This window comes from Tateyamaria pelophila (assembly GCF_019966495.1).
Lineage (GTDB): Bacteria > Pseudomonadota > Alphaproteobacteria > Rhodobacterales > Rhodobacteraceae > Tateyamaria > Tateyamaria pelophila.
This window is the reverse complement of sequence record NZ_JAIMIA010000075.1, coordinates 1-22,834: the sequence shown is the minus strand read 5'-3', so window position 1 is coordinate 22,834 and position 22,834 is coordinate 1. Positions and strand designations below refer to the sequence as shown.

Annotated in this window: 23 protein-coding genes and 1 tRNA gene; 12 read left to right on the top strand and 12 right to left on the bottom strand. The window is 57.5% G+C overall.

Annotated elements, in window-relative coordinates; genetic code table 11:
• From LC354_RS18970 to LC354_RS18955, 4 genes are all read right to left on the bottom strand, one after another.
• On the bottom strand, nucleotides 1–410 hold a 410-nt coding region (locus LC354_RS18970; protein ID WP_223421634.1), incomplete at its 3' end, for a transposase.
• A 127-nt stretch (nucleotides 411–537) separates the two neighbouring features.
• Nucleotides 538–1,230, bottom strand: coding sequence for a hypothetical protein (locus tag LC354_RS18965; protein WP_223426839.1), 693 nt, complete (start codon nucleotides 1,228–1,230; stop codon nucleotides 538–540).
• Nucleotides 1,231–1,421: 191 nt separating this feature from the next.
• On the bottom strand, nucleotides 1,422–2,918 hold the full coding sequence (locus LC354_RS18960) for a DUF6538 domain-containing protein (RefSeq protein WP_223426838.1): 1,497 nt from the start codon (nucleotides 2,916–2,918) through the stop codon (nucleotides 1,422–1,424).
• 86 nt (nucleotides 2,919–3,004) lie between these two features.
• Nucleotides 3,005–3,090 (bottom strand) — tRNA-Leu (locus tag LC354_RS18955).
• A 199-nt stretch (nucleotides 3,091–3,289) separates the two neighbouring features.
• Between LC354_RS18955 and LC354_RS18950 the strand changes: the two genes are divergently transcribed.
• Nucleotides 3,290–4,270: a complex I NDUFA9 subunit family protein gene (locus tag LC354_RS18950; protein ID WP_223426832.1), complete on the top strand. Its 981-nt coding sequence runs from the start codon at nucleotides 3,290–3,292 to the stop codon at nucleotides 4,268–4,270.
• Here the strand turns inward: LC354_RS18950 and LC354_RS18945 are convergent.
• Nucleotides 4,267–5,070, bottom strand: a complete 804-nt coding sequence (locus LC354_RS18945) for an undecaprenyl-diphosphate phosphatase (RefSeq protein WP_223426830.1) — start codon at nucleotides 5,068–5,070, stop codon at nucleotides 4,267–4,269. The two genes, LC354_RS18950 and LC354_RS18945, sit on opposite strands and share 4 nt — an antisense overlap.
• A gap of 217 nt (nucleotides 5,071–5,287) precedes the next feature.
• Here LC354_RS18945 and LC354_RS18940 point away from each other — a divergent pair, with 217 nt between their 5' ends.
• Nucleotides 5,288–6,730 carry an NAD(P)-dependent oxidoreductase gene (locus tag LC354_RS18940; protein WP_223426828.1) on the top strand — a complete coding sequence of 481 codons (1,443 nt, stop codon included), beginning with the start codon at nucleotides 5,288–5,290 and terminating at the stop codon, nucleotides 6,728–6,730.
• A gap of 33 nt (nucleotides 6,731–6,763) precedes the next feature.
• Here LC354_RS18940 and LC354_RS18935 read toward each other — a convergent pair whose 3' ends face one another.
• Nucleotides 6,764–7,075, bottom strand: a complete 312-nt coding sequence (locus tag LC354_RS18935) for a hypothetical protein (protein WP_223426846.1) — start codon at nucleotides 7,073–7,075, stop codon at nucleotides 6,764–6,766.
• Between LC354_RS18935 and LC354_RS18930 the strand changes: the two genes are divergently transcribed.
• From LC354_RS18930 to gltB, 3 genes are read left to right on the top strand one after another with little or no spacing between them, the layout of a single operon-like run.
• The gene (locus LC354_RS18930) at nucleotides 6,975–7,382 is read left to right on the top strand and encodes a GFA family protein (protein WP_223426844.1); all 408 of its coding nucleotides are present in this window, start codon (nucleotides 6,975–6,977) and stop codon (nucleotides 7,380–7,382) included. The genes LC354_RS18935 and LC354_RS18930 overlap by 101 nt on opposite strands.
• Nucleotides 7,379–8,089, top strand: a complete 711-nt coding sequence (locus LC354_RS18925) for a hypothetical protein (protein ID WP_223426827.1) — start codon at nucleotides 7,379–7,381, stop codon at nucleotides 8,087–8,089. The genes LC354_RS18930 and LC354_RS18925 overlap by 4 nt, the downstream gene beginning before the upstream one ends.
• A complete protein-coding gene (gene gltB, locus LC354_RS18920) occupies nucleotides 8,086–12,615 on the top strand; it encodes a glutamate synthase large subunit (protein ID WP_223426825.1) in 4,530 nt (1,509 codons plus the stop codon). Before LC354_RS18925 ends, gltB begins: the two co-directional genes overlap by 4 nt.
• Nucleotides 12,616–12,618: 3 nt before the next feature.
• On the opposite strand, the gene LC354_RS18915 is transcribed toward gltB, so the two are convergent.
• Complete coding sequence (locus LC354_RS18915) at nucleotides 12,619–12,852, bottom strand: hypothetical protein (protein WP_223426824.1); 234 nt, start codon at nucleotides 12,850–12,852, stop codon at nucleotides 12,619–12,621.
• A 186-nt stretch (nucleotides 12,853–13,038) separates the two neighbouring features.
• Here LC354_RS18915 and LC354_RS18910 point away from each other — a divergent pair, with 186 nt between their 5' ends.
• From LC354_RS18910 to LC354_RS18890, 5 genes are all read left to right on the top strand, one after another.
• The gene (locus tag LC354_RS18910; RefSeq protein ID WP_223426822.1) at nucleotides 13,039–13,656 is read left to right on the top strand and encodes an SGNH/GDSL hydrolase family protein; all 618 of its coding nucleotides are present in this window, start codon (nucleotides 13,039–13,041) and stop codon (nucleotides 13,654–13,656) included.
• Nucleotides 13,657–13,691: 35 nt separating this feature from the next.
• The gene (gene mtgA, locus LC354_RS18905; protein ID WP_223426820.1) at nucleotides 13,692–14,420 is read left to right on the top strand and encodes a monofunctional biosynthetic peptidoglycan transglycosylase; all 729 of its coding nucleotides are present in this window, start codon (nucleotides 13,692–13,694) and stop codon (nucleotides 14,418–14,420) included.
• A gap of 63 nt (nucleotides 14,421–14,483) precedes the next feature.
• A complete protein-coding gene (fzlA, locus tag LC354_RS18900) occupies nucleotides 14,484–15,149 on the top strand; it encodes an FtsZ-binding protein FzlA (protein WP_223426819.1) in 666 nt (221 codons plus the stop codon).
• Between the two features lie 60 nt (nucleotides 15,150–15,209).
• Nucleotides 15,210–16,256: a tRNA epoxyqueuosine(34) reductase QueG gene (gene queG / locus LC354_RS18895; RefSeq protein ID WP_223426817.1), complete on the top strand. Its 1,047-nt coding sequence runs from the start codon at nucleotides 15,210–15,212 to the stop codon at nucleotides 16,254–16,256.
• Nucleotides 16,257–16,282: 26 nt separating this feature from the next.
• Nucleotides 16,283–18,274 carry a hydantoinase/oxoprolinase N-terminal domain-containing protein gene (locus LC354_RS18890; protein ID WP_223426810.1) on the top strand — a complete coding sequence of 664 codons (1,992 nt, stop codon included), beginning with the start codon at nucleotides 16,283–16,285 and terminating at the stop codon, nucleotides 18,272–18,274.
• A 72-nt stretch (nucleotides 18,275–18,346) separates the two neighbouring features.
• Here LC354_RS18890 and LC354_RS18885 read toward each other — a convergent pair whose 3' ends face one another.
• The 5 genes from LC354_RS18885 to msrB all read right to left on the bottom strand — a co-directional run bounded on the left by LC354_RS18885 (nucleotide 18,347) and on the right by msrB (nucleotide 21,472).
• The gene (locus LC354_RS18885; protein WP_223426807.1) at nucleotides 18,347–18,703 is read right to left on the bottom strand and encodes a hypothetical protein; all 357 of its coding nucleotides are present in this window, start codon (nucleotides 18,701–18,703) and stop codon (nucleotides 18,347–18,349) included.
• 21 nt (nucleotides 18,704–18,724) lie between these two features.
• Nucleotides 18,725–18,883, bottom strand: a complete 159-nt coding sequence (locus tag LC354_RS18880) for a hypothetical protein (RefSeq protein ID WP_223426806.1) — start codon at nucleotides 18,881–18,883, stop codon at nucleotides 18,725–18,727.
• 417 nt (nucleotides 18,884–19,300) lie between these two features.
• Nucleotides 19,301–20,410 carry a Hint domain-containing protein gene (locus LC354_RS18875; RefSeq protein WP_223426804.1) on the bottom strand — a complete coding sequence of 370 codons (1,110 nt, stop codon included), beginning with the start codon at nucleotides 20,408–20,410 and terminating at the stop codon, nucleotides 19,301–19,303.
• Between the two features lie 109 nt (nucleotides 20,411–20,519).
• Nucleotides 20,520–21,026 carry a peptide-methionine (S)-S-oxide reductase MsrA gene (gene msrA, locus LC354_RS18870; protein ID WP_223426802.1) on the bottom strand — a complete coding sequence of 169 codons (507 nt, stop codon included), beginning with the start codon at nucleotides 21,024–21,026 and terminating at the stop codon, nucleotides 20,520–20,522.
• On the bottom strand, nucleotides 21,023–21,472 hold the full coding sequence (msrB, locus tag LC354_RS18865) for a peptide-methionine (R)-S-oxide reductase MsrB (RefSeq protein ID WP_223426798.1): 450 nt from the start codon (nucleotides 21,470–21,472) through the stop codon (nucleotides 21,023–21,025). Before msrB ends, msrA begins: the two co-directional genes overlap by 4 nt.
• Before the next feature lie 123 nt (nucleotides 21,473–21,595).
• Between msrB and LC354_RS18860 the strand changes: the two genes are divergently transcribed.
• Both LC354_RS18860 and LC354_RS18855 read left to right on the top strand, forming a co-directional pair.
• On the top strand, nucleotides 21,596–22,123 hold the full coding sequence (locus LC354_RS18860; RefSeq protein WP_223426793.1) for a glutathione peroxidase: 528 nt from the start codon (nucleotides 21,596–21,598) through the stop codon (nucleotides 22,121–22,123).
• A gap of 140 nt (nucleotides 22,124–22,263) precedes the next feature.
• Nucleotides 22,264–22,506: a hypothetical protein gene (locus LC354_RS18855; protein ID WP_223426791.1), complete on the top strand. Its 243-nt coding sequence runs from the start codon at nucleotides 22,264–22,266 to the stop codon at nucleotides 22,504–22,506.
• Nucleotides 22,507–22,834: the final 328 nt, after the last annotated feature.

The window sequence follows — 22,834 nt, the reverse complement described above, 5'->3', positions numbered from 1 at the left end:
TCAGACAGAGCCGCCCGGTTCTCTGCGGTCGCCAGTCCCTCGGTCTCGAACCGGCCCATCTGCGACGTGGATGCGGCATGCGCATCGACGGCACGGCCACCGACAACCTGGCGCATCACGGGATCGAGCGCGAGACGGTCGGCGTCATTGACGTCCCCGTATCCTGCCAACCGGCCGTAGACCGATTGCCGAAACAGCCCGTCGAGCCGGTGGATCGTGTTCTTGCCACGGCGATTATCGCACAGGGCAGCAGACGCCAGATTGGACAGACCGAGCGCGTCATCAAGCTCGCGCATCACCAGAAGGCCGCCATCCGAACTGAGCTGAGCGCCCCGGAATTCCAGCCGCACGCGAGGGTCAAAATCCACACGATCTGCCCGCTGCAAGCCCGCACCCTCTGGGTGATCCATGAAACACATCCTCCGCAGCAACCAACGCCATGATATATATAGAAAATATCACGTTCAAGACAGCGAAATCAGAGATCTACTTGGGGAATGCGGGATCTAGTCTTGCCGGAACAAAGGGGATAAGCCTTCATACACCAACTCCTTCAGGAGCAACAACTGAGTAGTTTGAAAACTGTGAATGGGGTTTTTGCGGTGTAAATGAATATCTCTCACGACCTAAAGCTTCAGTTGCATCAAGGTTCGTAACAAGACTACCTTCTGAAACACCAAAAGGTGACGCGGCAACCCATTCTTCAAGATCATTACTTGCCTGCTGTTCATCTTCAATTGGGAGTTGAGGTAGTGGAACAGAGCCTCGAGTCACTGCTACACCAAACCCTTGGCCCAAAATAGTGGCGTCCGTAATGCAAATTTCTTCACCAGTGGGAGCATCTCCACACTTTTTAAATCCGGCTTCCCCGAGCTTTTCATTGAAAGTCAATGCGAAGGCTTGCTCAACCTTCGAGTAAGCATCCTCTAAATCTTCTGAGTCGGAGCACACTGGCGTCGTTGCACATTTAACGCTAAACGCATAAACAACGTCATCCGTTGCAAAGACGGATTGAAAGTCTGAGCATACGTATGCATTTGTCTCAACACCAAAGACACTTTTTTTAGTTTGTGTTGGAATAACGCAATCGCCGCCTAATTCGGCGAGGACTTCCTTTGGGTGGGAGTTGATATTTATACCTCGTATCTCAACCAAATCTGCGGCCAACGCACTTGATGTTCCAAGCAATACTGCTGGTATAAAAAGTGAAAGGTGCAAGATAACGTTCATCTTATAGTTCCCCGGGACTGATGAAGAAGTCATCAAATTCTATTTTTCAGGATGGGTCAACCTGCACCACCCAACTAACCTGATGATTTGGCGCACCTGACGGCCAGTAACGTTACCGTGCAAGGTCAGACTTTAGGCTAGTAACACCTACAAGATGACTTGAATGGCCTGTGAGTGGCAATATGGTTGACTTACTTGTCAAAGTCACCCCAAGTCTCAACTTCATGGGCTTGTAACATCGCTTCATGCAAGATGCTGGGTGGTGTTCCCGTCCCATATTTCTCAGCCATGCGGCTACTGTCTTTTGTTCTATGGCCCATAATCAGATCAGCATATCTGTCCTCAACTCTGGCCGCACGAAACTTGTCTTTCAGCGTGTGACGGGCCGAGTAAGCCACTAAGTTAGTGTCTGAGATGTTCATCTTGGTTCTGATTATAGTGTTCAGCTTATTAGAGACGTTATCCATCCCTCTTTCACCACCATATCGAGGAAAAAGGGCCGAGTTTGGGTCGCTTGGGATTTTGTAGGCTTTCAAGCCCTTTAAAACTCCACCTAACAATGCTGGGCTTCTCGACAAGCTACCCTTCTTCAAGCCTCTCAGGCGATTGGGCCTGATTTTGACGTGCGCAATATCACCGCTTAAAGTTAGGTCCTGCACCATAAGGCCACTGGCTTCAGCCATCCTGCAACCTGTCCACACCATTAAAAGCCCAATCAGTTTTGCCTGTTCATCTAGATTATCAAGGTGTGTGATGTAAGTTTTAAGTTCGTCTGGTTTGAAGGACCTTCTGTCCTCGCCTTCCAGTGCTTCCCTTTCAGTGTCCCGCATTGCTTTGAATGGTGAGTCCTTCCCGCTTATGTCAAGCTCTCTGATTGCGAGCGTGAACATGGCATTAAGAAGCCCAGTATACTTGCCAATAGTGGCCGCTGACATCTTGGGGTTACTTTTTTTGTAGGCGTCCAAACAATCTCTTGCGTCAACCCTGCCAATATCTTCGATAGGTGTTTTCAAACCTACAGAAGGTCTCCCATTACCCAGACTTGCAGCCAGTGCCATAGTCAAACGGTTGATGGTTTGTTCATACTTCTTCTGCTTGAGAGGCATTCGGTGCCTCTTTTCAGCGTTGATTCTTAGGTAAATATCTTTTGCGTCACTAAGGGTAGGTTTGAGATTTGCATTTTGTCTTCCTGACAGCAGGTCTACCGCTATGCTCTGAATATCAGGCTTCCCCCGCAACCTGCCTAAGCTAGCATGAGAGGTCATAGCCTCTTGTCCCGTGGTTAGGTCCACTGGCCAGCGTTCTTCTTCAAGTTCGATGAACTCGCCTTGTAGCTCCCAGTATTCGTCCAGCCTAGTGAGAAACTGCTCTCGGGTTTCACCATATCTCCGCGTTGGGTGTTGGTCAGGGTGGATGTCATGCTTTGCTAGAAGATTTCTGGCGGCATTAGTGAGTTCATGGGGGGGAAGTCGTTTATTGTTAGCCAAACCTCCGAGACCTTGAAGGCGCTTCTCGACCTGTTGGTTGACTCTTGCGGCGGCTACCAAAGCTACTGAAAGGTTAGTGGTGCCAAGTGAAACCTTTTCTTCTCGCTTGCCGTACGCTGCGACTAAAGCGGCAGGGATTGCCCGTCTGTAGCTGTAGGTACCCTTAGCAGGTGATTTCTTGAGGTAGCGCGAAGCTGACATTTGTACCACTCTGTACCGACTTCTCTGTACCAAGCGATCCGAAAAAGCCTTGTATGTCAATAAAATATGGGAATATTTAGAAAACTTGGTGCCCAGAAGAGGACTCGAACCTCCACGTCCATACGGACACTAGCACCTGAAGCTAGCGCGTCTACCATTCCGCCATCTGGGCACGGGTTGGTGACAGGCGTTTAAGCGCAGTGTGCTGAGGTGTCAACGGGATTCTGGTCACTGCTTACGATACACGTGCTGCACCTCTGGCAGGGATTTGCGCGAGCAAAGAAAGATGGATCAGCGCGCTAAATTGCCGTCTTGAATGGACGCGGGCTGAGCGATAGACCAGATGTTGAATTGTGCGCAAGGAGCAGGTCATGTCCAAACTGGTCACCATTTACGGCGGGTCGGGTTTTGTCGGGCGCTATATTGCCCGCCGCATGGCCAAGGCAGGCTGGCGCGTGCGGGTCGCCGTGCGTCGGCCCAACGAAGCGATTTTTGTCAAACCTTATGGCGTTGTCGGACAGGTGGAACCTTTGCTTTGCAATATCCGTGATGACGCTTCAGTGGCTGCGGCCATGACCGGGGCCGATGCAGTGGTGAACTGCGTCGGAATTCTCGCGCCGAGTGGCAAGAATACGTTCGGGTCGGTTCAGGCGGACGGTGCCGACCGTGTGGCCCGCATTGCCAAGGCGCAAGGTGTGCCTCAAATGGTGCACATCTCTGCGATTGGTGCGGATGCAAACAGTGAAAGCGAGTATGCCCGGACCAAGGCTGCGGGCGAAGCGAGCGTATTGGAACATATGCCAAACGCCGTTATCCTGCGCCCCTCGATCGTATTTGGGTCTGAAGACCAATTCTTTAACCGGTTTGCGTCAATGTCGCGATTGGGTCCGATCCTGCCCGTTGTTGGTGCTGATACAAAATTCCAGCCTGTTTACGTTGACGATGTTGCGAAAGCCGCCGAGGTCGCCCTGACTGTTGACGTGGCGCCGGGCGTTTATGAACTTGGTGGCCCGGACGTCCGCGATTTCCGCTCTTTGATGGACACCATGCTCAAAGTGATCCGCCGCCGCCGTGCCGTCGTCAATATCCCGTTCTTTGTGGCTAACATCATGGGTTTTGGGTTCGATATGGCCAACAAGGTGACCCTTGGCTTGCTTCCGGCGCAAATCACGCGCGATCAGGTCCGCAATTTGCGCAACGACAATGTCGTCAGCAAGGATGCCAAGAATTTTGCTGACCTGGGGATTGAGCCTGTGGCCCTCGAATCGATATTGCCGGATTACCTGTGGCGCTTCCGCCCTTCGGGCCAATATGCGGCCATCAAGGAAAGCGCCAAGAACCTGCGCACCTAACTATAGGCCCAGATCAGTAGCCCGATTCCAAGAATCACGCGGTAGATGACATATGGCGTGAAACTGACGCTTCGCAAAAGCCGCATCATCAGAACCAGTGCCAGAAGAGCGGCGAGGAACGCGAAGAAAGCGGCAATCGTTGCGTTGCGCATGAGATCCCAATTTGCCTCTTGCACCACATCGATGCTGAGAACCACGCCCGAGGCCGCGATCACCGGGATCGACATCAGCATACCGAGCTTGGCCGCCCCTTCGCGTTCATATCCCAGTTTGCGGGCCGCTGTTATGGTGATTCCTGATCGTGATGTGCCGGGGATCAGGGCAAGACACTGGGCAAGCCCCATGATCACCGCATCTTTGATCGTCCAGCGATCAGATGTTTTCTCTGTCCCGCCAGTCATGTCAGCCCAATAAAGCACCAATCCGAAAATCAACATCGTCCAGCCGATCACGGCGACCGAGCGCATCGCTTCGTCCAGACCCGTGACTTTGATGATTAGTCCGACGATCAGCGCCGGAATCGTCGCCACGATCAAACATAAGGCGAGGAATGCGCCTTGGGTGTCGACTTTGCCTTTCATCAGCCGAAAAGTACCAAAGGCCGCGATGCGGACATCACGCCAAAAATACAGGATGACGGCGAGTAAGGTCCCGACATGGACAGCGACATCAATTGCCAATCCTTGATCTTGCGTTCCAGTCAGTTGCGGCAACAAGATAAGGTGCCCAGAAGAGGAAACAGGCAAGAACTCCGTCACGCCCTGAATGATTGCTACCATCAATAGTTGAAACAGAGTCATGCGTGATACACCTTTACTATGTCGTATGATTACAAGTCTCTGATTCTGAACGCAAAGACTGAATTTAGGTCCGTATCGGAATTAAATTCCTATATCAATCGCCGAAAAACAGCTCTTTCGCCAAACTTTTTCATATATAGGACAGCCTTGCTGACTTTTATTTTCATTCGCGATGTCATAAACACCGCAAACTGTTTGGATTGGGAGGATGCGTGCCGTGGCTGAGCAACCGATGCTGAAATTCGTGAAGATCGACCGGGATATGCCTTCCAAGCGGGAGGCGGGGGTTCGTCGTGAGGACTTCAGAGAGATTTACGCCGAGTACGCGGATGCCAAGGCCAAGGAGCAGGCGTCGCGGTGTAGCCAATGCGGGGTTCCATATTGCCAGACGCACTGTCCGTTGCACAACAACATTCCCGACTGGCTGCGTTTGACGGCCGAAGGGCGCTTGAAGGAAGCCTATGAGGTCAGCCAGGCGACCAACACATTCCCAGAGATTTGCGGCCGTATTTGCCCGCAAGACCGTCTGTGCGAAGGCAACTGTGTTATCGAGCAATCCGGCCACGGCACCGTGACCATCGGATCAGTGGAAAAGTACATCACCGACACCGCTTGGGAAGAGGGCTGGGTGCTGCCGATCAAGCCTGCGCATGAGCGCACCGAAAGTGTCGGGATCATCGGCGCAGGCCCCGGCGGGTTGGCTGCGGCGGATGTTTTGCGCCGCTCGGGCGTGCAGGTTACCGTCTATGATCGCTATGACCGTGCGGGCGGATTGCTGACTTATGGCATCCCCGGTTTCAAGCTGGAGAAAGACATCGTGATGCGCCGCAACGATCAGTTGGCGCTGGGCGGCGTGACCTTCAAACAGAACTGCAATGTGGGCGAAGACATCAGTTTTGACGATATCCGGGCCGCTCATGACGCCGTCATCATCGCCACGGGTGTCTATAAAAGTCGCAATGTAACAATGCCGAACGGCGACGCGGCCGGGATCGAGAAGGCCATCGACTTTCTCACGGCCAGCAACCGCAAAAGTTTTGGCGATGCGGTACCCGAATTCGACAGCGGTCAGATGAACGCCGAAGGCAAGCGAGTCGTCGTCATCGGCGGTGGCGATACGGCGATGGACTGTGTGCGAACGTCGATCCGCCAGGGGGCCACAAGCGTGAAGTGCCTGTATCGCCGCGATCGCGCGAACATGCCTGGCAGCCAGCGCGAAGTGCAGAATGCCGAAGAAGAGGGCGTGATCTTTGAATGGTTGAGCGCGCCAAAAGGCTTTGCCACCGACGGTGAAAAAGTTGCCGGCGTCATGGTCCAGAAGATGCGTTTGGGCGCGCCGGATGCCACGGGGCGTCAGGCACCTGAAGTGATCGAGGGGGCCGATTATGTCGAAGAGGCCGATCTGGTCATCAAGGCGCTGGGGTTCGAACCCGAAGACCTGCCGACGCTCTGGGACACGCCCGCATTGCAAGTGACGCGGTGGGGCACCGTCAAGGCGGCATTTACCACCGGCCAAACGGAATTGGACGACGTCTACGCGGTGGGGGATATCGTGCGCGGCGCGTCGCTCGTGGTCTGGGCGATCCGGGATGGGCGCGACTGTGCCGAGGCGATCCTGGAGAAGATGAATGCGGCATCCAAAGCGGTGGCAGCTGAGTGAAACTGTGAACTTCTGGCCGAGGAATGCGCCGTCTCAAAGCCGGTGGAACACGCGATTTACGCGCGACTTCAATTGAATGCGCAGTTTGATGACCAAAATATAGATTTTGGTAAAATGCCGGAAAATGAAAAGAAAATGAATGAGCTGGGTCAGCAAAGCTGACATGAAAGCGCCAAAAAACAAACAAAGGACTAATGTGAGCGGACAAGGGACAACACGCAGCGGAGGATGCCTGTGCGGGGCGGTGCGATTTGACGCACGCAATGTCCCTGCCACGTTTTCCATTTGCCACTGCGAACCCTGCCGCCGCTGGACCGGATCGGCCTTGCTTGAGGTCAGCATCAAGACCGAAGATCTGACATGGCATGGGGCGGATCGTATTGCGACGCGCGCCAGCAGCGACTGGGCGGAACGCGCATGGTGCCGCGACTGTGGCACCAACGTGTATTTCCGGCACACCAGAGAGGATAAATGGTTCGGGACGACGGATCTGCCGCTTGGTATTTTCGATGATGCCAGCGGGTTTGAGCTGACCCATGAAATCTATGTGGATCACAAGCCGGACAGCTTTGCCTATGAGAGCAAGGGCCACAAGCATCTGACCCGCGCCGAGGTGTTGGCCTTGCAAGGCTATATGGGTGAAGACGAATGATCCGCGCGCTTGTTCTGATCGCCGGATGTGCCCTGATGCCTGTGCGTGTTGCGGCGCAGGGCGACGACAGCCGGTATTATCCGCCCGACGGCTGTGTTGGTGTTGTCACCACGCAAAACCGCGATTGCCTGGTCAACAATATCTATACATGCGAAGCTGATCAGCCGGGTTCGAGCTGGCGCTTGATGTTCGACCGTGACGGGCCGGTATTTCTGTCCAAGATCGATTTTGAGACTCAATGGCTGGAAAGCTACGACCTGTTTCCAACGCGGCAAGACGCATTGCGCCAGCCTGCAGACGATCCGGCCAGCCTGAGCGAGTTGTTGGCCACGGGCATCGACACTTATGATTTCATCATTGCGGGGACACAGGGCGTCACCCGCGTTGTCGGTTTTGACCGTCTGACAGGCGATGACGTCGTGATCGATGGCGAGCCTCTGCTGGGCACGGAATTCAGTGCGCGCCACGAAAGCACGATGGGCCGTGATCTGCAGGTGCAGGGCCGCGAATTCGTGTCCGTCAAGCATCGCCGCTTTTTTCCCGGCGTGACGACCATTTCGCAAGGGGACGACACCGAAGAGCACGACCGCACGCCCATCGAATTTATCTATCCGGGAGAGCCCGGATTTTTCACCACAACACCTCTGTATGAGTGCGAGGCATCCCTTGCCCGCTTTGTGCCGATCACGAAAGGATCAGACCAATGACCAAATATGATGCCGATTGGGTACGCCGTGAGGAAGCCAAACGCACGTTCATGGCCGAAAACGGTCTTTATTCCGAAGCCGAAGAGCATTCGTCCTGCGGGGTTGGCCTTGTTGTGTCTGTCGATGGCACGCCCAGTCGGGCCGTCGTCGAAAACGGCATCAAGGCACTCAAGGCGATCTGGCACCGGGGTGCCGTCGATGCGGATGGCAAGACCGGCGACGGTGCCGGCATCCACGTGCAGATCCCCGTCGAGTTTTTCTATGATCAGATCGAGCGCACGGGCCACACGCCCAGCCGACAGTTGTTGATGGCTGTTGGCCAGGTGTTTCTGCCGCGCACTGATTTTGGCGCGCAGGAAACCTGTCGGACCATTGTCGAGACCGAAGTGCTGCGGATGGGGTACTATATCTATGGTTGGCGGCACGTGCCGGTCAAGATCGATTGCCTGGGTGAAAAGGCCAACGCGACCCGCCCGGAGATCGAGCAAATCCTGATCTCTAATTCCAAGGGTGTCGATGAAGAGACATTCGAGCGCGAGCTTTATGTGATCCGTCGCCGCATCGAAAAGGCAGCCTTGGCGGCGCAGGTGCCGAGCCTTTATATAGCGTCGCTGTCATGCCGGTCGATCATATACAAGGGTATGATGCTGGCCGAGCAGGTGGCGGAGTTCTATCCCGACCTGATGGACGAGCGTTTCCGCTCGGCCTTTGCGATCTATCACCAGCGCTATTCCACCAACACCTTCCCGCAATGGTGGCTGGCCCAACCTTTCCGCATGCTGGCCCATAATGGTGAAATCAACACGTTGAAGGGCAACCTCAACTGGATGAAGAGCCATGAAATCCGCATGGCTTCGGGTGCTTTTGGCGAGATGGCCGAAGACATCAAGCCGATTGTACCAAGCGGATCGTCGGATTCGGCGGCTTTGGATGCCGTGTTCGAGGTGTTGGTACGAGCCGGTCGCAATGCGCCCATGGCCAAGACGATGCTGGTCCCTGAATCCTGGTCCAAGCAGGCGGTGGAATTGCCGCAGGCGTGGCGCGATATGTATTCTTATTGCAACTCCGTGATGGAGCCTTGGGATGGTCCGGCCGCCCTTGCCATGACCGATGGGCGCTGGGTCTGTGCCGGTCTGGACCGTAACGGATTGCGGCCGATGCGCTATGTCGTGACGAGCGATGGTATGGTTATCGCGGGCTCCGAGACCGGGATGGTGCCTATGGAAGAGGCCAATGTCATCAAAAAGGGTGCTTTGGGCCCCGGCCAGATTCTGGCCGTCGACATGGCAGAGGGCAAGCTGTTCTACGACACTGAAATCAAGGACAAACTGGCGGCAAGCCAATCCTTCGGGGACTGGGTCGGCAAGATCAAGGAACTGGATTCCGAACTGTCCGCCGTGACTGAAACGCCGATTTTTACCGGTGAGGAGTTGCGTCGTCGCCAGATTGCGGCCGGATATTCCATCGAAGAGTTGGAGAGCATCCTCGCGCCGATGGCCGAGGACGGCAAGGAAACCCTTGCTTCGATGGGGGACGATACGCCCAGTGCCGTACTTTCGAAAAAGTACCGCCCGCTGAGCCATTTTTTCCGTCAGAATTTCAGTCAGGTCACCAACCCGCCCATCGACAGCCTGCGCGAGTTTCGGGTGATGAGCCTCAAGACACGGTTCGGGAACCTCAAGAACGTGCTGGATGAAAGCAGCGCACAGACGGAGATCATAACCCTCGACAGTCCCTTCGTCGGCAATGCGCAGTGGGATTGGATCGTGTCCGGGTTCAACGCTGAACTGGTCGAAATCGATTGTTCCTTCGAGGCCGGTAGGGGTGCTCTGAGCGCCGGATTGGCCCGGATCAGGGCCGAGGCGGAAGATGCCGTGCGCTCTGGCGCCGGGCATATCGTGTTGACGGATCAACACTCGAACGACGCCCGCGTGGCGATGCCGATGATCCTGGCCACGAGTGCCGTGCATTCGCATCTGACCCGCAAGGGTTTGCGCACATTCTGTTCGCTGAACGTGCGCAGTGCTGAATGTATCGACCCGCATTATTTTGCGGTCCTGATCGGGTGCGGCGCCACGGTCGTCAACGCTTATCTTGCCGAAGATTCGCTGGCCGATCGGATTGATCGGGGCCTGATCGACGGTACGTTGACCGAAGCGGTCGCCCGCTACCGCAACGCGATCGACCAGGGCCTGCTCAAGATCATGGCCAAGATGGGGATATCGGTCGTGTCCTCCTATCGCGGCGGTCTGAACTTCGAAGCCGTCGGCCTGAGCCGCGCCATGGTCGCCGAATACTTCCCCGGCATGACCAGCCGGATCAGCGGCATCGGCGTCACCGGTATTCAGGCCAAAGCCGAACAGGTGCATGCGCTGGGATGGACCGGCACGAATGTGCTGCCCATCGGCGGTTTCTACAAAGCCCGCGCGCAAGGCGAGACTCATGCGTGGGAAGCGTCGAGCATGCATATGTTGCAGATGGCCTGCAACAAGGCGTCGTTCCAGATGTGGAAGCAGTACAGCGCCAAGATGCGCTCGGCTCCACCGATCCATTTGCGCGATCTGCTGGACATCAAGCCCATGGGCGAAGCGATTCCGCTGGAAGAAGTCGAAAGCGTGACGTCGATCCGCAAACGCTTTGTCACGCCGGGCATGTCGCTGGGGGCGCTGTCGCCCGAGGCGCACAAGACACTCAACGTGGCGATGAACCGGATCGGGGCCAAGTCGGACAGTGGCGAGGGCGGCGAAGATCCCGCGCATTTCCACCCCGAAGCCAACGGTGACAATCCGTCCGCCAAGATCAAGCAGGTGGCGTCGGGCCGATTTGGTGTGACTGCCGAATACCTGAACCAGTGCGAAGAACTGGAGATCAAGGTCGCCCAAGGGGCCAAGCCCGGTGAGGGTGGCCAGTTGCCCGGCATGAAGGTCACCGACCTGATTGCGCGGTTGCGGCACTCGACCAAGGGCGTGACGCTGATCTCTCCGCCGCCGCACCACGATATCTATTCCATCGAGGATCTGGCGCAGCTCATCTATGACCTGAAACAGATCAATCCCCGCTGCAAGGTGACGGTGAAACTGGTGGCAAGCTCCGGTGTTGGCACGATTGCTGCTGGTGTGGCCAAGGCCAAGGCGGACGTGATCCTGATCTCGGGCCATAACGGTGGCACCGGGGCCAGCCCGGCGACGTCGATCAAATATGCTGGTCTGCCATGGGAAATGGGTCTGACCGAGGCGCATCAGGTGCTAAGCATGAACAACCTGCGCGAACGGGTAACATTGCGTACGGATGGCGGGTTGCGCACTGGGCGCGACATCGTCATGGCCGCGATGCTGGGGGCCGAGGAATACGGCATCGGCACGGCGGCACTGATCGCGATGGGCTGCATCATGGTGCGCCAGTGCCAGTCGAATACCTGCCCCGTCGGTGTCTGTACGCAGGATGAAGACTTGCGTGCCAAGTTCACCGGGAACGCGGACAAGGTCGTCAATCTGATCACGTTCTACGCGCAGGAAGTGCGCGAGTTGCTGGCCTCGATCGGGGCGCGCAGCATGGATGACGTGATTGGCCGCGCGGATCTTTTGGCGCAGGTCAGCCGTGGGTCCGCCCATCTGGATGACCTTGATCTCAACCCATTGCTGATCACCGTCGATGGCGCGGCAGAAATCGTTTATAACCGCGACAAGGAGCGGAACGCGGTGCCTGATACGCTGGACGCCCAAATTGTGCGCGATGCGGCCCGGTTCCTCGAATATGGGGAGAAGATGCAGCTGAGCTATGCGGTGCAAAACACACACCGGACGGTCGGTGCCCGCATTTCAAGCCATATCGTCAGCAAGTTCGGCATGCGCAACACGCTGCAGCGCGACCACCTGACTGTGAAACTGACCGGCTCCGCGGGGCAGTCCCTGGGCGCGTTTGCGGCACCGGGGCTCAAGTTGGAAGTGTCTGGCGATGCCAATGATTACGTGGGCAAGGGCCTTTCGGGGGGCACCATCGTCGTGCGTCCGCCAATGGCCTCGCCCATCGTGGCCTCCGAGAACACCATTATCGGCAATACCGTGCTCTATGGTGCGACCGATGGGTTCCTCTTTGCTGCGGGTCGCGCGGGTGAGCGGTTTGCCGTGCGTAACTCCGGCGCTCATGTGGTGATCGAAGGCTGTGGGTCCAACGGGTGTGAATACATGACCGGCGGCGTGGCGGTTATTCTGGGAGAGATCGGCGCAAACTTCGGGGCCGGGATGACCGGCGGTATGGCGTATCTTTATGATCCGGAGGGCAAGGTTCAGGAGCTGATGAACATGGAAACACTGGTTACCTGCCCGGTGACAGTGCCGCACTGGATGGAACAGCTTGAAACCTTGATAAGGCGTCATCTGGATGAAACGGGCAGCCGGAAGGCTGCCGAAATCCTGCAACATTGGGATGTGGAGCAGCGCAACTTCCTGCAGGTGTGTCCGACAGAGATGCTGGTGCACTTGCCTGCACCGCTGAGCATCGAGCAGGACGCTATTCCGGCCGAATAGAGCCTATTTCTGGCGCTGGGCGATCATTTTGGTCGCCTGGTCGCGGCTTCCGATATGGCTGGTTTCTGCGAGGATATTCGCGACGCGGCTTGGCATCGTTTCCAGTTTGGCGGCGATCACATGATCGGCGTTTCCTGACCATTTCAGGACCCAGACCAAGGCAGCATCGGTTGCGGTCAGCACGCGTTGCTGCGGCAAAATTGCGCCGGGGTGAATGTTGGTTGTTGTCTCAATCATCTCCAATCCTCTCAAGACATATTTACGTTTCCTAACGATCGTTAAGATATCAGAATCACTTAACGCGCGTTAGGAATTAACACTTTGTAATTGAATAGATTTTTTGGTTTTTGGTGAATGAAGGGTTGTATGCTGGTCAGAGCGCTTTTGCGCATTAGCTTACACAGCATGCGATTGTTTATGATCATGGCTGTTTTTTGGGCCGGTGCTCTGAGCGCTGAACCGCTGCGTATTCTTGCCGTGGGCGACAGTCTGCTGGCATGGCACCAGTGGACGGGCCGCGATATTCCATCCCAGATGGGTGATGCGCTGGGCGCGGAAGTCGAAAACGTGGCCGTATCCGGTGGTCGATATGTTAACGCCTCGGAGCGTCGCAATATGCGGGCCCGATACCGCGCGGGCGCATGGGATGTGGTCTTGATGAATGGCGGTGCCAACGACCTTATGGCCTTGTGCGGGTGCAGCAACTGTGATGCGGTGCTTGACCTGCTGATCAGCTCGAATTTGACCGGTGCGGTGCCCGATTTTGTCAACGCTGTGCGTAGCGATGGAGCGGCCGTGATCTGGATGGGATATTATGCCAGCTACCGGTCAGGCGGTTTTGCGGGCTGCCGCCCCTATCTGGTGGAATATGACGCGCGGATGGCACGTTTGGCCACCAAAACGGCCGACATGCAATTTATAGACAGTGAAGACGCAATCGACGCGAGCGACCGGAGCCTGTTTGCATTGGACGGCATCCACCCGTCTGCCAAAGGGGCCCGTCGTATCGGCACCTTTTTGGCGCGCGCGGCGACGCAGTAGTTCACAGTCGCCGTCGGCCGCCCTATAGCTGGGACATGGCACGAAAGAGCAGAAAATCAGTCAAAAAAGGCAGCAAGGCAAACAAACCCTCCCGCCCGGTGCGTTGGGCGCTGGTATGGGGCGTCCGCCTGTTTGGTGTCGTGCTTCTGATGGCGATTGCGGGCACATTTTTGTGGTCTGTCCTGAATCCACCCACGACGCTGTACATGATGCAGGAAAAGAGCCGATTGGGGTCCATCGAGCATGAATGGGTGCCGATGGACGGCATTGCGCCGATCATGGCGCGGGCGGCTGTGGCCGCTGAGGATGCCAATTTTTGCAGACACTGGGGCCTCGATGTCGCGGCCATCCGCCGTGCGATTGATGACGGCGGCAATCGGGGTGCATCGACCATCAGCCAGCAAGTCGTGAAAAATGTGTACCTTTGGCCCGGTCGCAGCTGGATTCGCAAGGTTCTGGAGGCGGGGATGACGCCGCTGATCGAGGCGATTTGGTCGAAGCGTCGGATTCTGGAAGTGTACCTGAACGTTGCCGAATTCGACGAAGGTGTGTTTGGCGTCGAGGCGGCGGCGCGCCACTATTTCGGCGTCGGAGCAGACGCGTTGAGCGATGTGCAGGCCGCACGACTGGCCGCGATCCTTCCCTCGCCCAAGAGCCGGTCGGCACGCGATCCGTCCACCTTTGTTCGCAAAAGGGCCGCGCAGATACTGGACGGGGCGGCCACGATCCGCGCGGATGGCCGGGCGCAGTGTTTCGAGAGTTGAAAAAGGGCGCGCGCGGGTGCATGCATGCCTGACCCCTTGTCGCAGCATATTTGGATAGACTGAATGGCCCGCCTGTTTCATGTTCCGCTTTCCCCCTTTTGCCGAAAGGTGCGCCTGAGCCTCGCTGAAAAGAAGATCGAGGTCGAACTGGTCGAGGAACGCTATTGGGAGCCGGACCCGGATTTCCTGCGCCGGAACCCGGCGGCCAAAGTGCCGGTACTGCGCCTGGATGGCGTGATGATGTGCGAAAGCGCGGCCATCTGTGAGTATATCGAAGAGACGCGCCCCGATCCGTCCCTGATGCCGAGTGAACCGCTGCAAAAGCTGGAAGTGCGCCGGTTGGTGGGCTGGTTCGATGACAAGTTTCACAACGAGGTGACGTCAAAACTTCTCTACGAGCGGGTCAACAAAAAGATCATGGGGCGGGGCTTTCCAGACAGCCGCAACGTCAAGGACGGGGCGAAGGCCATCAAGTACCATCTGGACTACATGGCCTGGCTGCTCGATCACCGTCGCTGGCTGGCGGGCGATGTGATGACGTTGGCCGATTTTGCGGCGGCCGCTCATTTGTCGTCACTGGATTATATTTCCGATGTGGATTGGAACCGGTCGCATGTCGTGAAGGACTGGTACGCCAAGATCAAATCCCGGCCTGCGTTCCGGTCGATTCTGGCGGATCAGGTGTCCGGGTTCCCTCCGCCTAAACATTACAATGACCTCGATTTTTGAGGCTGATGTTGGACTGGGGCTCTGCCCCAGGCCCCGGGATACTTTTGGCCGAAAGAAGATATGTCTGCGCTGAAAGAGCGAATTGTTGCGCGTGCCCTCGGAGAGGGGTTTGTGGCAGCGCGTGTCTGTCGCCCGGATGCGGTGCCCGAAGTGGCGGAGCGTCTGGCCGCCTTTGTTGATGCGGGATTTCACGGGCAGATGGGGTGGATGGCGGAGCGCATGGCCTGGCGCGGTAATCCGGCGGCGTTGTGGCCCGAGGCCCGGTCGGTGCTTATGCTGGCCGAAAGCTATGCGCCGGAGCATGATCCGCTGGCGGTGTTGGAGCGTCCCGCACTGGGGGCCGTTTCAGTCTATGCGCAGGGTCGCGATTACCATGACATCGTCAAAAAGCGCCTCAAGCGGTTGGGCCGTTGGTTGATTGACGAGGCAGGCGGCGAGATCAAGGTTTTCGTTGATACGGCCCCTGTGCCCGAGAAGGCGCTGGCACAGGCCGCGGGGCTGGGCTGGCAGGGCAAGCATACCAATGTTGTCAGCCGGGATTGGGGCAATTGGGCCTTTTTAGGGTCTGTTTTTACCACGCTGGAATTGGAGCCTGATGCGCCTGAGGGGGATCATTGCGGATCGTGCCGGGCCTGTCTGGACGTCTGCCCCACGGATGCGTTTCCCGCTCCCTACAGGTTGGACGCACGCCGCTGCATTTCCTATCTCACCATCGAGCACAAGGGCCCTGTGGATGAAGCGTTGCGCCCCGCGCTGGGCAATCGGATTTACGGATGTGATGATTGTCTGGCGGTGTGCCCCTGGAACAAGTTCGCGGTGGCAGCGAGCGACATGCGCTATCTGGGGGCGGTTGACGCGCCCCCCCTGGCAGAGTTGGCTGCGCTCGATGATATGGCGTTTCGGGCGCGGTTTTCCGGATCGCCTATCAAGCGCATCGGGCGGGACCGGTTTGTGCGCAATGTGCTGTATGCCATTGGCAATTCGGGTGATCCGGGCTTGTGCGGGGCCGCTGATGCGTTGATGAATGACCCTGATCCGGCTGTCGCGGATGCGGCGCGGTGGGCGGTGACGCAATTGAGCGCGACGGGTCGTGGACAGCCACAGTAAGGCAGTCGGAAAACGAGGGAACAGGCATGGCGATATTGCTGGGCGTTGATACCGGCGGCACCTATACGGATGCGGTCCTCATTCGTGACGACACCGACGTTTTGGCGCGGGCCAAGGCGCTGACCACCCGCCATGATCTTGCGATCGGGGTGGGTGCGGCGGTGCGCGCGGTTCTGGCCGAGGCGTCGGTGGATGCCTCCGAGATTTCGATGGCGTCCCTGTCGACGACCCTTGCCACCAATGCGCTGGTCGAGGGGCAGGGCGGACGTGTGGCCCTGATCTATATCGGGTTTGCGGCCAGGGATTTGGAAACCCATGGACTATCGGAGGCGCTGAAGGGCGATCCGGTCTGCGTTTTGTCCGGGGGCCATGTGCATGACGGAACCGAGGCCACGCCTTTGGACGAAGCGGGCCTGATTGCTTTTTTAGAGACACATAAGATGGATGTGAGCGGCTTTGCCGTCGCGGCACAGTTTGCCACGCGCAATCCCGCCCATGAGCAGCGGGCGGCGGCGCTGGTGCGCCAGATCACGGGCCGTCCGGTCTCCGCGTCCCATCAACTGTCGGCCAAGCTGGGCGGACCCAAGCGGGCGTTGACCGCGGTGTTGAATGCGCGCCTGATCGGTATGATTGACCGGTTGATCGGGCGGGCCGAGGCGGTGCTGCGCGAGATTGGGGTGGTGGCGCCCATGATGGTGGTGCGCGGCGATGGCGCCTTGATGTCGTCGGCGCAAGCGCGGGCCCGACCGATTGAAACGATCCTGAGCGGGCCTGCCGCGTCGATCGTCGGCGCTCGGTGGCTGACGGGGATCGAGCATGCATTGGTCAGTGACATAGGGGGCACCACGACGGATGTGGCCATGTTGAAAGGTGGCCGCCCCGCGATTGACCCGGACGGGGCGCGGGTTGGACCTTACCGAACCATGGTCGAGGCGGTGGCTATGCGCACAACCGGACTTGGCGGCGACAGCGAAGTGCATTTCGTCAGCGAAGGCCTGCGGGGGGGCGTGACCCTGGGGCCGCGCCGTGTCGTGCCAGTGGCGTTGATGGCGGCCGAGGCCCCTGATGTTGTGCTGCCTGCCCTTGACGCGCAGCTACGTGCCACGACGCCGGGAGAATATGACGGACGTTTTGTGCGTGCCGTTCCGGGGTTGAATGCCGAAGGTCTGGCGGCACGGGATGCCATGGTATTGGAACGGATCGGAAATCTGGTGCATCCGTTGGCGTCTGTGTTGCGCACCCGGATGGAGCAGGGGGCCCTCAAGCGGCTGGTGGAGCGCGGCTTGGTGCAGGTTTCGGCGGTGACGCCCTCGGACGCATCGCATGTGCTGGGCCGGTTACAGAGTTGGGATGCGGAGGCGGCGCGCATGGCCTTGCAACTGTTCGGCAGGCGGCGCACGGGGGCGGGCGAGGTGCTGGCCCGCGACCCTGTGCAGATGGCGCAGATGATCGTGAACAGGTTGACGCATCAGACCGCGATTGCCCTGTTGCAGGCGGCATTGGGCGAAGAGGGGCTGGACGAGGGCCTTGCCACCCATGTGCTGATGCAGAAAGGGCTGGGCGCGCATCTCGGTGTTTTGCGCATTGACACGGGCCTGAACGTGCCTGTCGTCGGATTGGGCGCTTCGGCGGCCAGTTATTATCCGGCTGTGGGGGAGCGGCTGGGATGCGAGGTGATCTTGCCTGCGGATGCGGGCGTGGCCAACGCGATTGGGGCAGTTGTCGGCCGGGTGATGATGCGGCGCAGCGGGACTGTAACCGCACCCAGCGAGGGGCGGTTCAGGGTTCATCTGGAAAGCGGGCCGGAGGATTTCGCGGATGCCGCCTTGGCATTGGCGCGGTTGGAGGACGTGTTGCGCACTGCGGCCTCAGGGGCCGCTCTGGCTGCGGGGGCGGACGATATCGAGATTGTTGTGGAGCGGGATATCCGGACGGCACAGACAGAGGCGCGCGACGTGTTCGTGGAGGCGACGCTCACGGTTGAAGCATCCGGACGGCCACGGGTAGCTGTGGGGTGAAAGTGCCTTGGGCGCAGGAGGCTGCGGTGCTATCGCACTGACCTGTTGGCAATCCCGGGCTGAATGTGTCGCCTAGAGTCGCAGACGGAAGGCAAACCCGGCGAGCGGCGCGGTGTCACAATCCTGCTTGCTCACCCGGTTGCCGGACGCATCTTCAAGCTCCAGCTCGCCTCGGAAGGCGGCGCCTGCGAACACACTGATCGAGAGGCCGGGGTTGGGACTGTAGTCAAGCGCCAGTATGACCGGGATGTTGCTGTCTTTCCCGACGCCAACCGGAGCAAGCCCTGATTTGCCGAACCGGAACTCGGCATCTTCTAGCCGTGCTAGGAACGAAAGCTCAATCGCGCCGTCCTGATAGGCCCAGCGGACCGAGGGCGCGACAAAAGGATGCGCGCTTTGTCCCAACTCAAAGCGAACGGGGGCTGACACGGAAAACCCGTTCACATCGTCTCAGAGTTTTGCCGCGCCGGAGCCGAAGTCATAAAGCTGTTTGCCTACGCTGAAGGCGATACCTGCGGCGGGTCCGGTCTCGACCTGATAGATGCCTGCAAAGCGGAGCGCCGTGCGCGTCGAAGACACATCGCCGCCGTTACCCAGATCGGCAACCAACGCCTCTGTCTGAAACAGCCAGCCGGTGCGGGGCTGAGCATAGGCAAAGGAGGCGGCCAGGGCAACGCCGATGGACTAGTAGGTCTTAGGCGTCATCTGCTGCACTCCAATGCGAGGGTGCCACTTGGAGTCACCTGATCGGCTTTGCCCGTGTTTCAATTCGTCTGCGCAAATGCGCTATGGATTTTACCGCTTAGTCACCGTGCGGACGCAGGTGACCGTCGGTAAGGGGCGTGTTCTGTTCAGTTGGGGCGCTCGGATGTTCGCAGGAAGGCCATGGAGGCTGAAAGCTGAGCAAATCGTTTGTTCAATCGGCGATTGATCGTTCTCTGCAGACTAGTTTGGAAGGAGCCAACAGTTTTGCATGCTGCGCTTGCCCAATATCGTCGTGCCTTGGTGCCTCAAAGCGTTCAGATTTCATGAGGAACCATCGGAGGGCTCCAATTGTACCAGTTGTTTGTGGTTCTGTTTGTGTCTTGTCAGAAACCTGCTCACCAGAGCCTGTTTCTCAACCGTGGGATGTGAAAGAGGAACAGCCTGGCCTGTAGCCTTCAGATCGGGAAATATTTCAAAAATTTCTTCGCGCGCCTTTTCATGCAATGCCTGAAGCGCGTTAGGGCCAGTGTGTAGACTTTCCGCGAGAGCTCCGTTGGCAAAGATGGCCTGATGCATTTCAAACAGGATATGAAAGTAGGTCACAGGCGCCACAGAGGCCACTTGCTCGATGTTGTCTGCACCGACCAATTTGATTGCAGGAACAAAGATCTTTTTTTGTCCGAACATGCGCTTTGCGATCTTTGAGACAATAAGCATGCGATGTTGTGGTGAGACCAAAAGGTCGGTTTCCGGGACGCGCTCTCCCAGTGCACCGGCACGGATACAAACAGGTTTCAGATGCGGCGACGCGACAAGTTGTGCTGAAGACAGTTTTTGTTGGCCAATCCAAACGATCTTTTGCGCGCCGTTTTGGGCTGTTGTAACCTCATCGCCCACGATCAAATCTTCGATTTTCCGCTCACCCGTCGGTGTTCGAACACGTGTTTTTTCGCAAAAGCAAACGACTGTGTTTGTTATGCTATTGGTAAAATTGGCTTGATTGTACCGGTTGTTAAATGCGGTGTCGAAGGTACCAAGCGTGATGGATTGAATTTGGTCAGATGCTGCATTGATGCTGTTCGCCGCACCGTCATTCACCAAGATGGCCTGGGTCCCATCTGACAGGCTGATAAGCTCAAGCGTCACATTCGAAGTGGACCCGTCAGCGTAGGTGACAGTCGAGTTAACGTAGCGGTCGTTATCCGTCTGCGTGGTTGATGTTTCGTCGCCAAAACTACCATCGTCGTCGGTGTCAACAATAACGCTGTCACCGATATTCATCGCCGCGTTACCGGGCACAGTGCTGCCATTCGTTCGAATATTGTAGACTTTTCCGAGGATACTTGCGGACAGGACAGAACCTTCGGCCGCCGTTCCCCCGACACCCAGAGCAGTGGAAAGATAAAACCCGTTCCCAACCAAGACTGCCATGGTCTATTCAAAACTCTTTCGACGCGCAGTTGAATAGGGTCTTGTCATAGTTTTATCTGAGGGAACAGGCGTAAGTCCTTCACGCCCATTGGCCGCCACCCCTTTGCCCTTACTCTGCCGCCCGCTTGGGCAGGACCCATCCGGGACGTACGAAATGGCAGGTGTAACCGTTGGGGACGCGTTCAAGATAGTCCTGATGCTCGGGCTCGGCCTCCCAGAAATCCCCGACAGGTTCGACTTCGGTCACCACCCTGCCAGGCCAGATGCCCGAGGCGTTGACGTCGGCAATCGTGTCGAGCGCAATTTCCTTTTGCGCTTCGTCCACGTAGTAGATTGCCGAGCGGTAGCTGAGGCCGCGGTCGTTTCCTTGCCGGTTGGGTGTGGTCGGATCGTGGATCTGAAAGAAGAACTCGAGCAGTTCGCGGTACGAGATCACCGATGGGTCATAGATGATCTCGATCCCTTCCGCATGGGTACCGTGATTGCGATAGGTCGCGTTGGGCACGTCCCCGCCGGTATAGCCGACGCGGGTGCCCTTGATGCCGGGTTTCTTGCGGATCAGGTCCTGCATGCCCCAAAAGCATCCTCCTGCCAGTACTGCGCGTGCGTCGCTCATGCCACGTCCTCCACTTGGTTGATGTAGTCGCCATAGCCTTCGCTCTCCATATCGTCGCGGTGGACGAAACGGAGCGAGGCCGAGTTGATGCAATAGCGCAGCCCACCGCGATCGCGGGGTCCGTCGGGAAACACATGGCCCAAATGGCTGTCGCCATGTTTGCTGCGCACTTCTGTGCGGATCATGCCGAGGCTGGCATCGCGGATTTCTTCGACATGTGCGGCCTCGATCGGTTTGGTGAACGAGGGCCAGCCGCAGCCGCTTTCGTATTTGTCAGCGGACGCAAACAGCGGTTCACCTGAAACGATATCGACGTAAATCCCAGGCTCCTTGTTGCCGAGCAGTTTGCCGGTTCCGGGCCGTTCGGTGCCGGATTGCTGGGTCACATGGAATTCTTCGGCCGAGAGGGTTTTGATCACGTCGGGGTCTTTGAAATACTTGGTCATGGGTACCTTCCGATTCTGTCCGGTGATGTCCCTATATTTGGGGCATGGCGGGTGAAATGAAAGGGGGGTGACCTGTGCCGCGATCGCACTAACTCAAACGTGAGAGATATGGTGGAGTGTGAAATGCGAAAACTGTTAGCTTTGACATGTGCGGCTGTGCTTACGGGCTTTGCGGCCATTGCGGCACCGAACGTCACGTTCAAATCCATCGACGGCGGAGTGTTGGAGATGTCGGACTGGGCAGGGCAACCAGTGTTGGTGGTGAATACCGCGTCGCAATGCGCCTTTACCCGCCAGTACGCAGATTTGCAGTCCCTCTATGACACGTATCGGGCGCAGGGGTTGGTGGTGCTGGCGGTCCCGTCGGACGATTTCCGGCAGGAACTGGACAGCGCGGCGGAGGTCAAGGAATTCTGCGAAATGACTTTTGGCCTTGATATGCCGATGGCGGACATCACCAGTGTGACGGGGCAGAACGCGCATCCGTTTTACGGCTGGGTCAAGGCGCAGACTGGGTTCGTGCCGCGTTGGAACTTCAACAAGGTTCTGATCGGGGCGGACGGGTCCGTGATCGAAACCTGGGGGTCGCGGACATCGCCACTGGCGCGTCCTGTGACGGACGCTGTCGAGACGGCGCTGGCCGGATCATGACAAGAATTGGATCTATAAGAGATACAGACGGCTGTCGTGTCTGACACAACCCGCAGAGTATATAAAATTATAAAGAATGCAGGCCCCATCGACCAAGAATCACGTGCAGTGATTCGTGCTTGCAACAGATATCAGAGGCCATGATCGGCCCGTTCCAGATAAAAGTGAGCGCACGTGTCACGCAAAAGCATTTGGCTGAAGCCGTTCCTGAAATGTGGTTTTTCCGTGGGCCTGCGTCGCGCACCCATCACTGGAAGACTTGTTCTGAAACCGGAGCTTGGCTGTTGCCGATAGTATTGCTCGAAAAACGCAAAAGGCCCCGCTGGATCGCAGGGCCTAAAAATACAAGTATCAACAGCGACTTAGTTGGCTGGTACTACTGAAGTTGTTGTCGTGCTGCTGCTGCCGCCGCCGTCGCTGCCGCATGCAACTGCGCAAGCCACAACAGCTGTCAGCGCGGCCAATCCGGCGTAAAGCTGCCAGTCATCGTTTGTTTCCAGAACAACAGGCTCTTCAACCTGGTTGTTCAGCGCGGCCTCTGGACTACCAGCAAAAGCACCTGTTGCAGTTGTTACTGCAGCGCGACAAACAAGATGAGAATCCAGCGTCAATCAGGATGAGAACGCGGGGGTTGGGCGTCGCAGGGAGGGCGTAGCCCGACTGGAGAGGCCCAACCCCCGCGTTTCGCCCAAATTGGGCGGGTCTGACGGT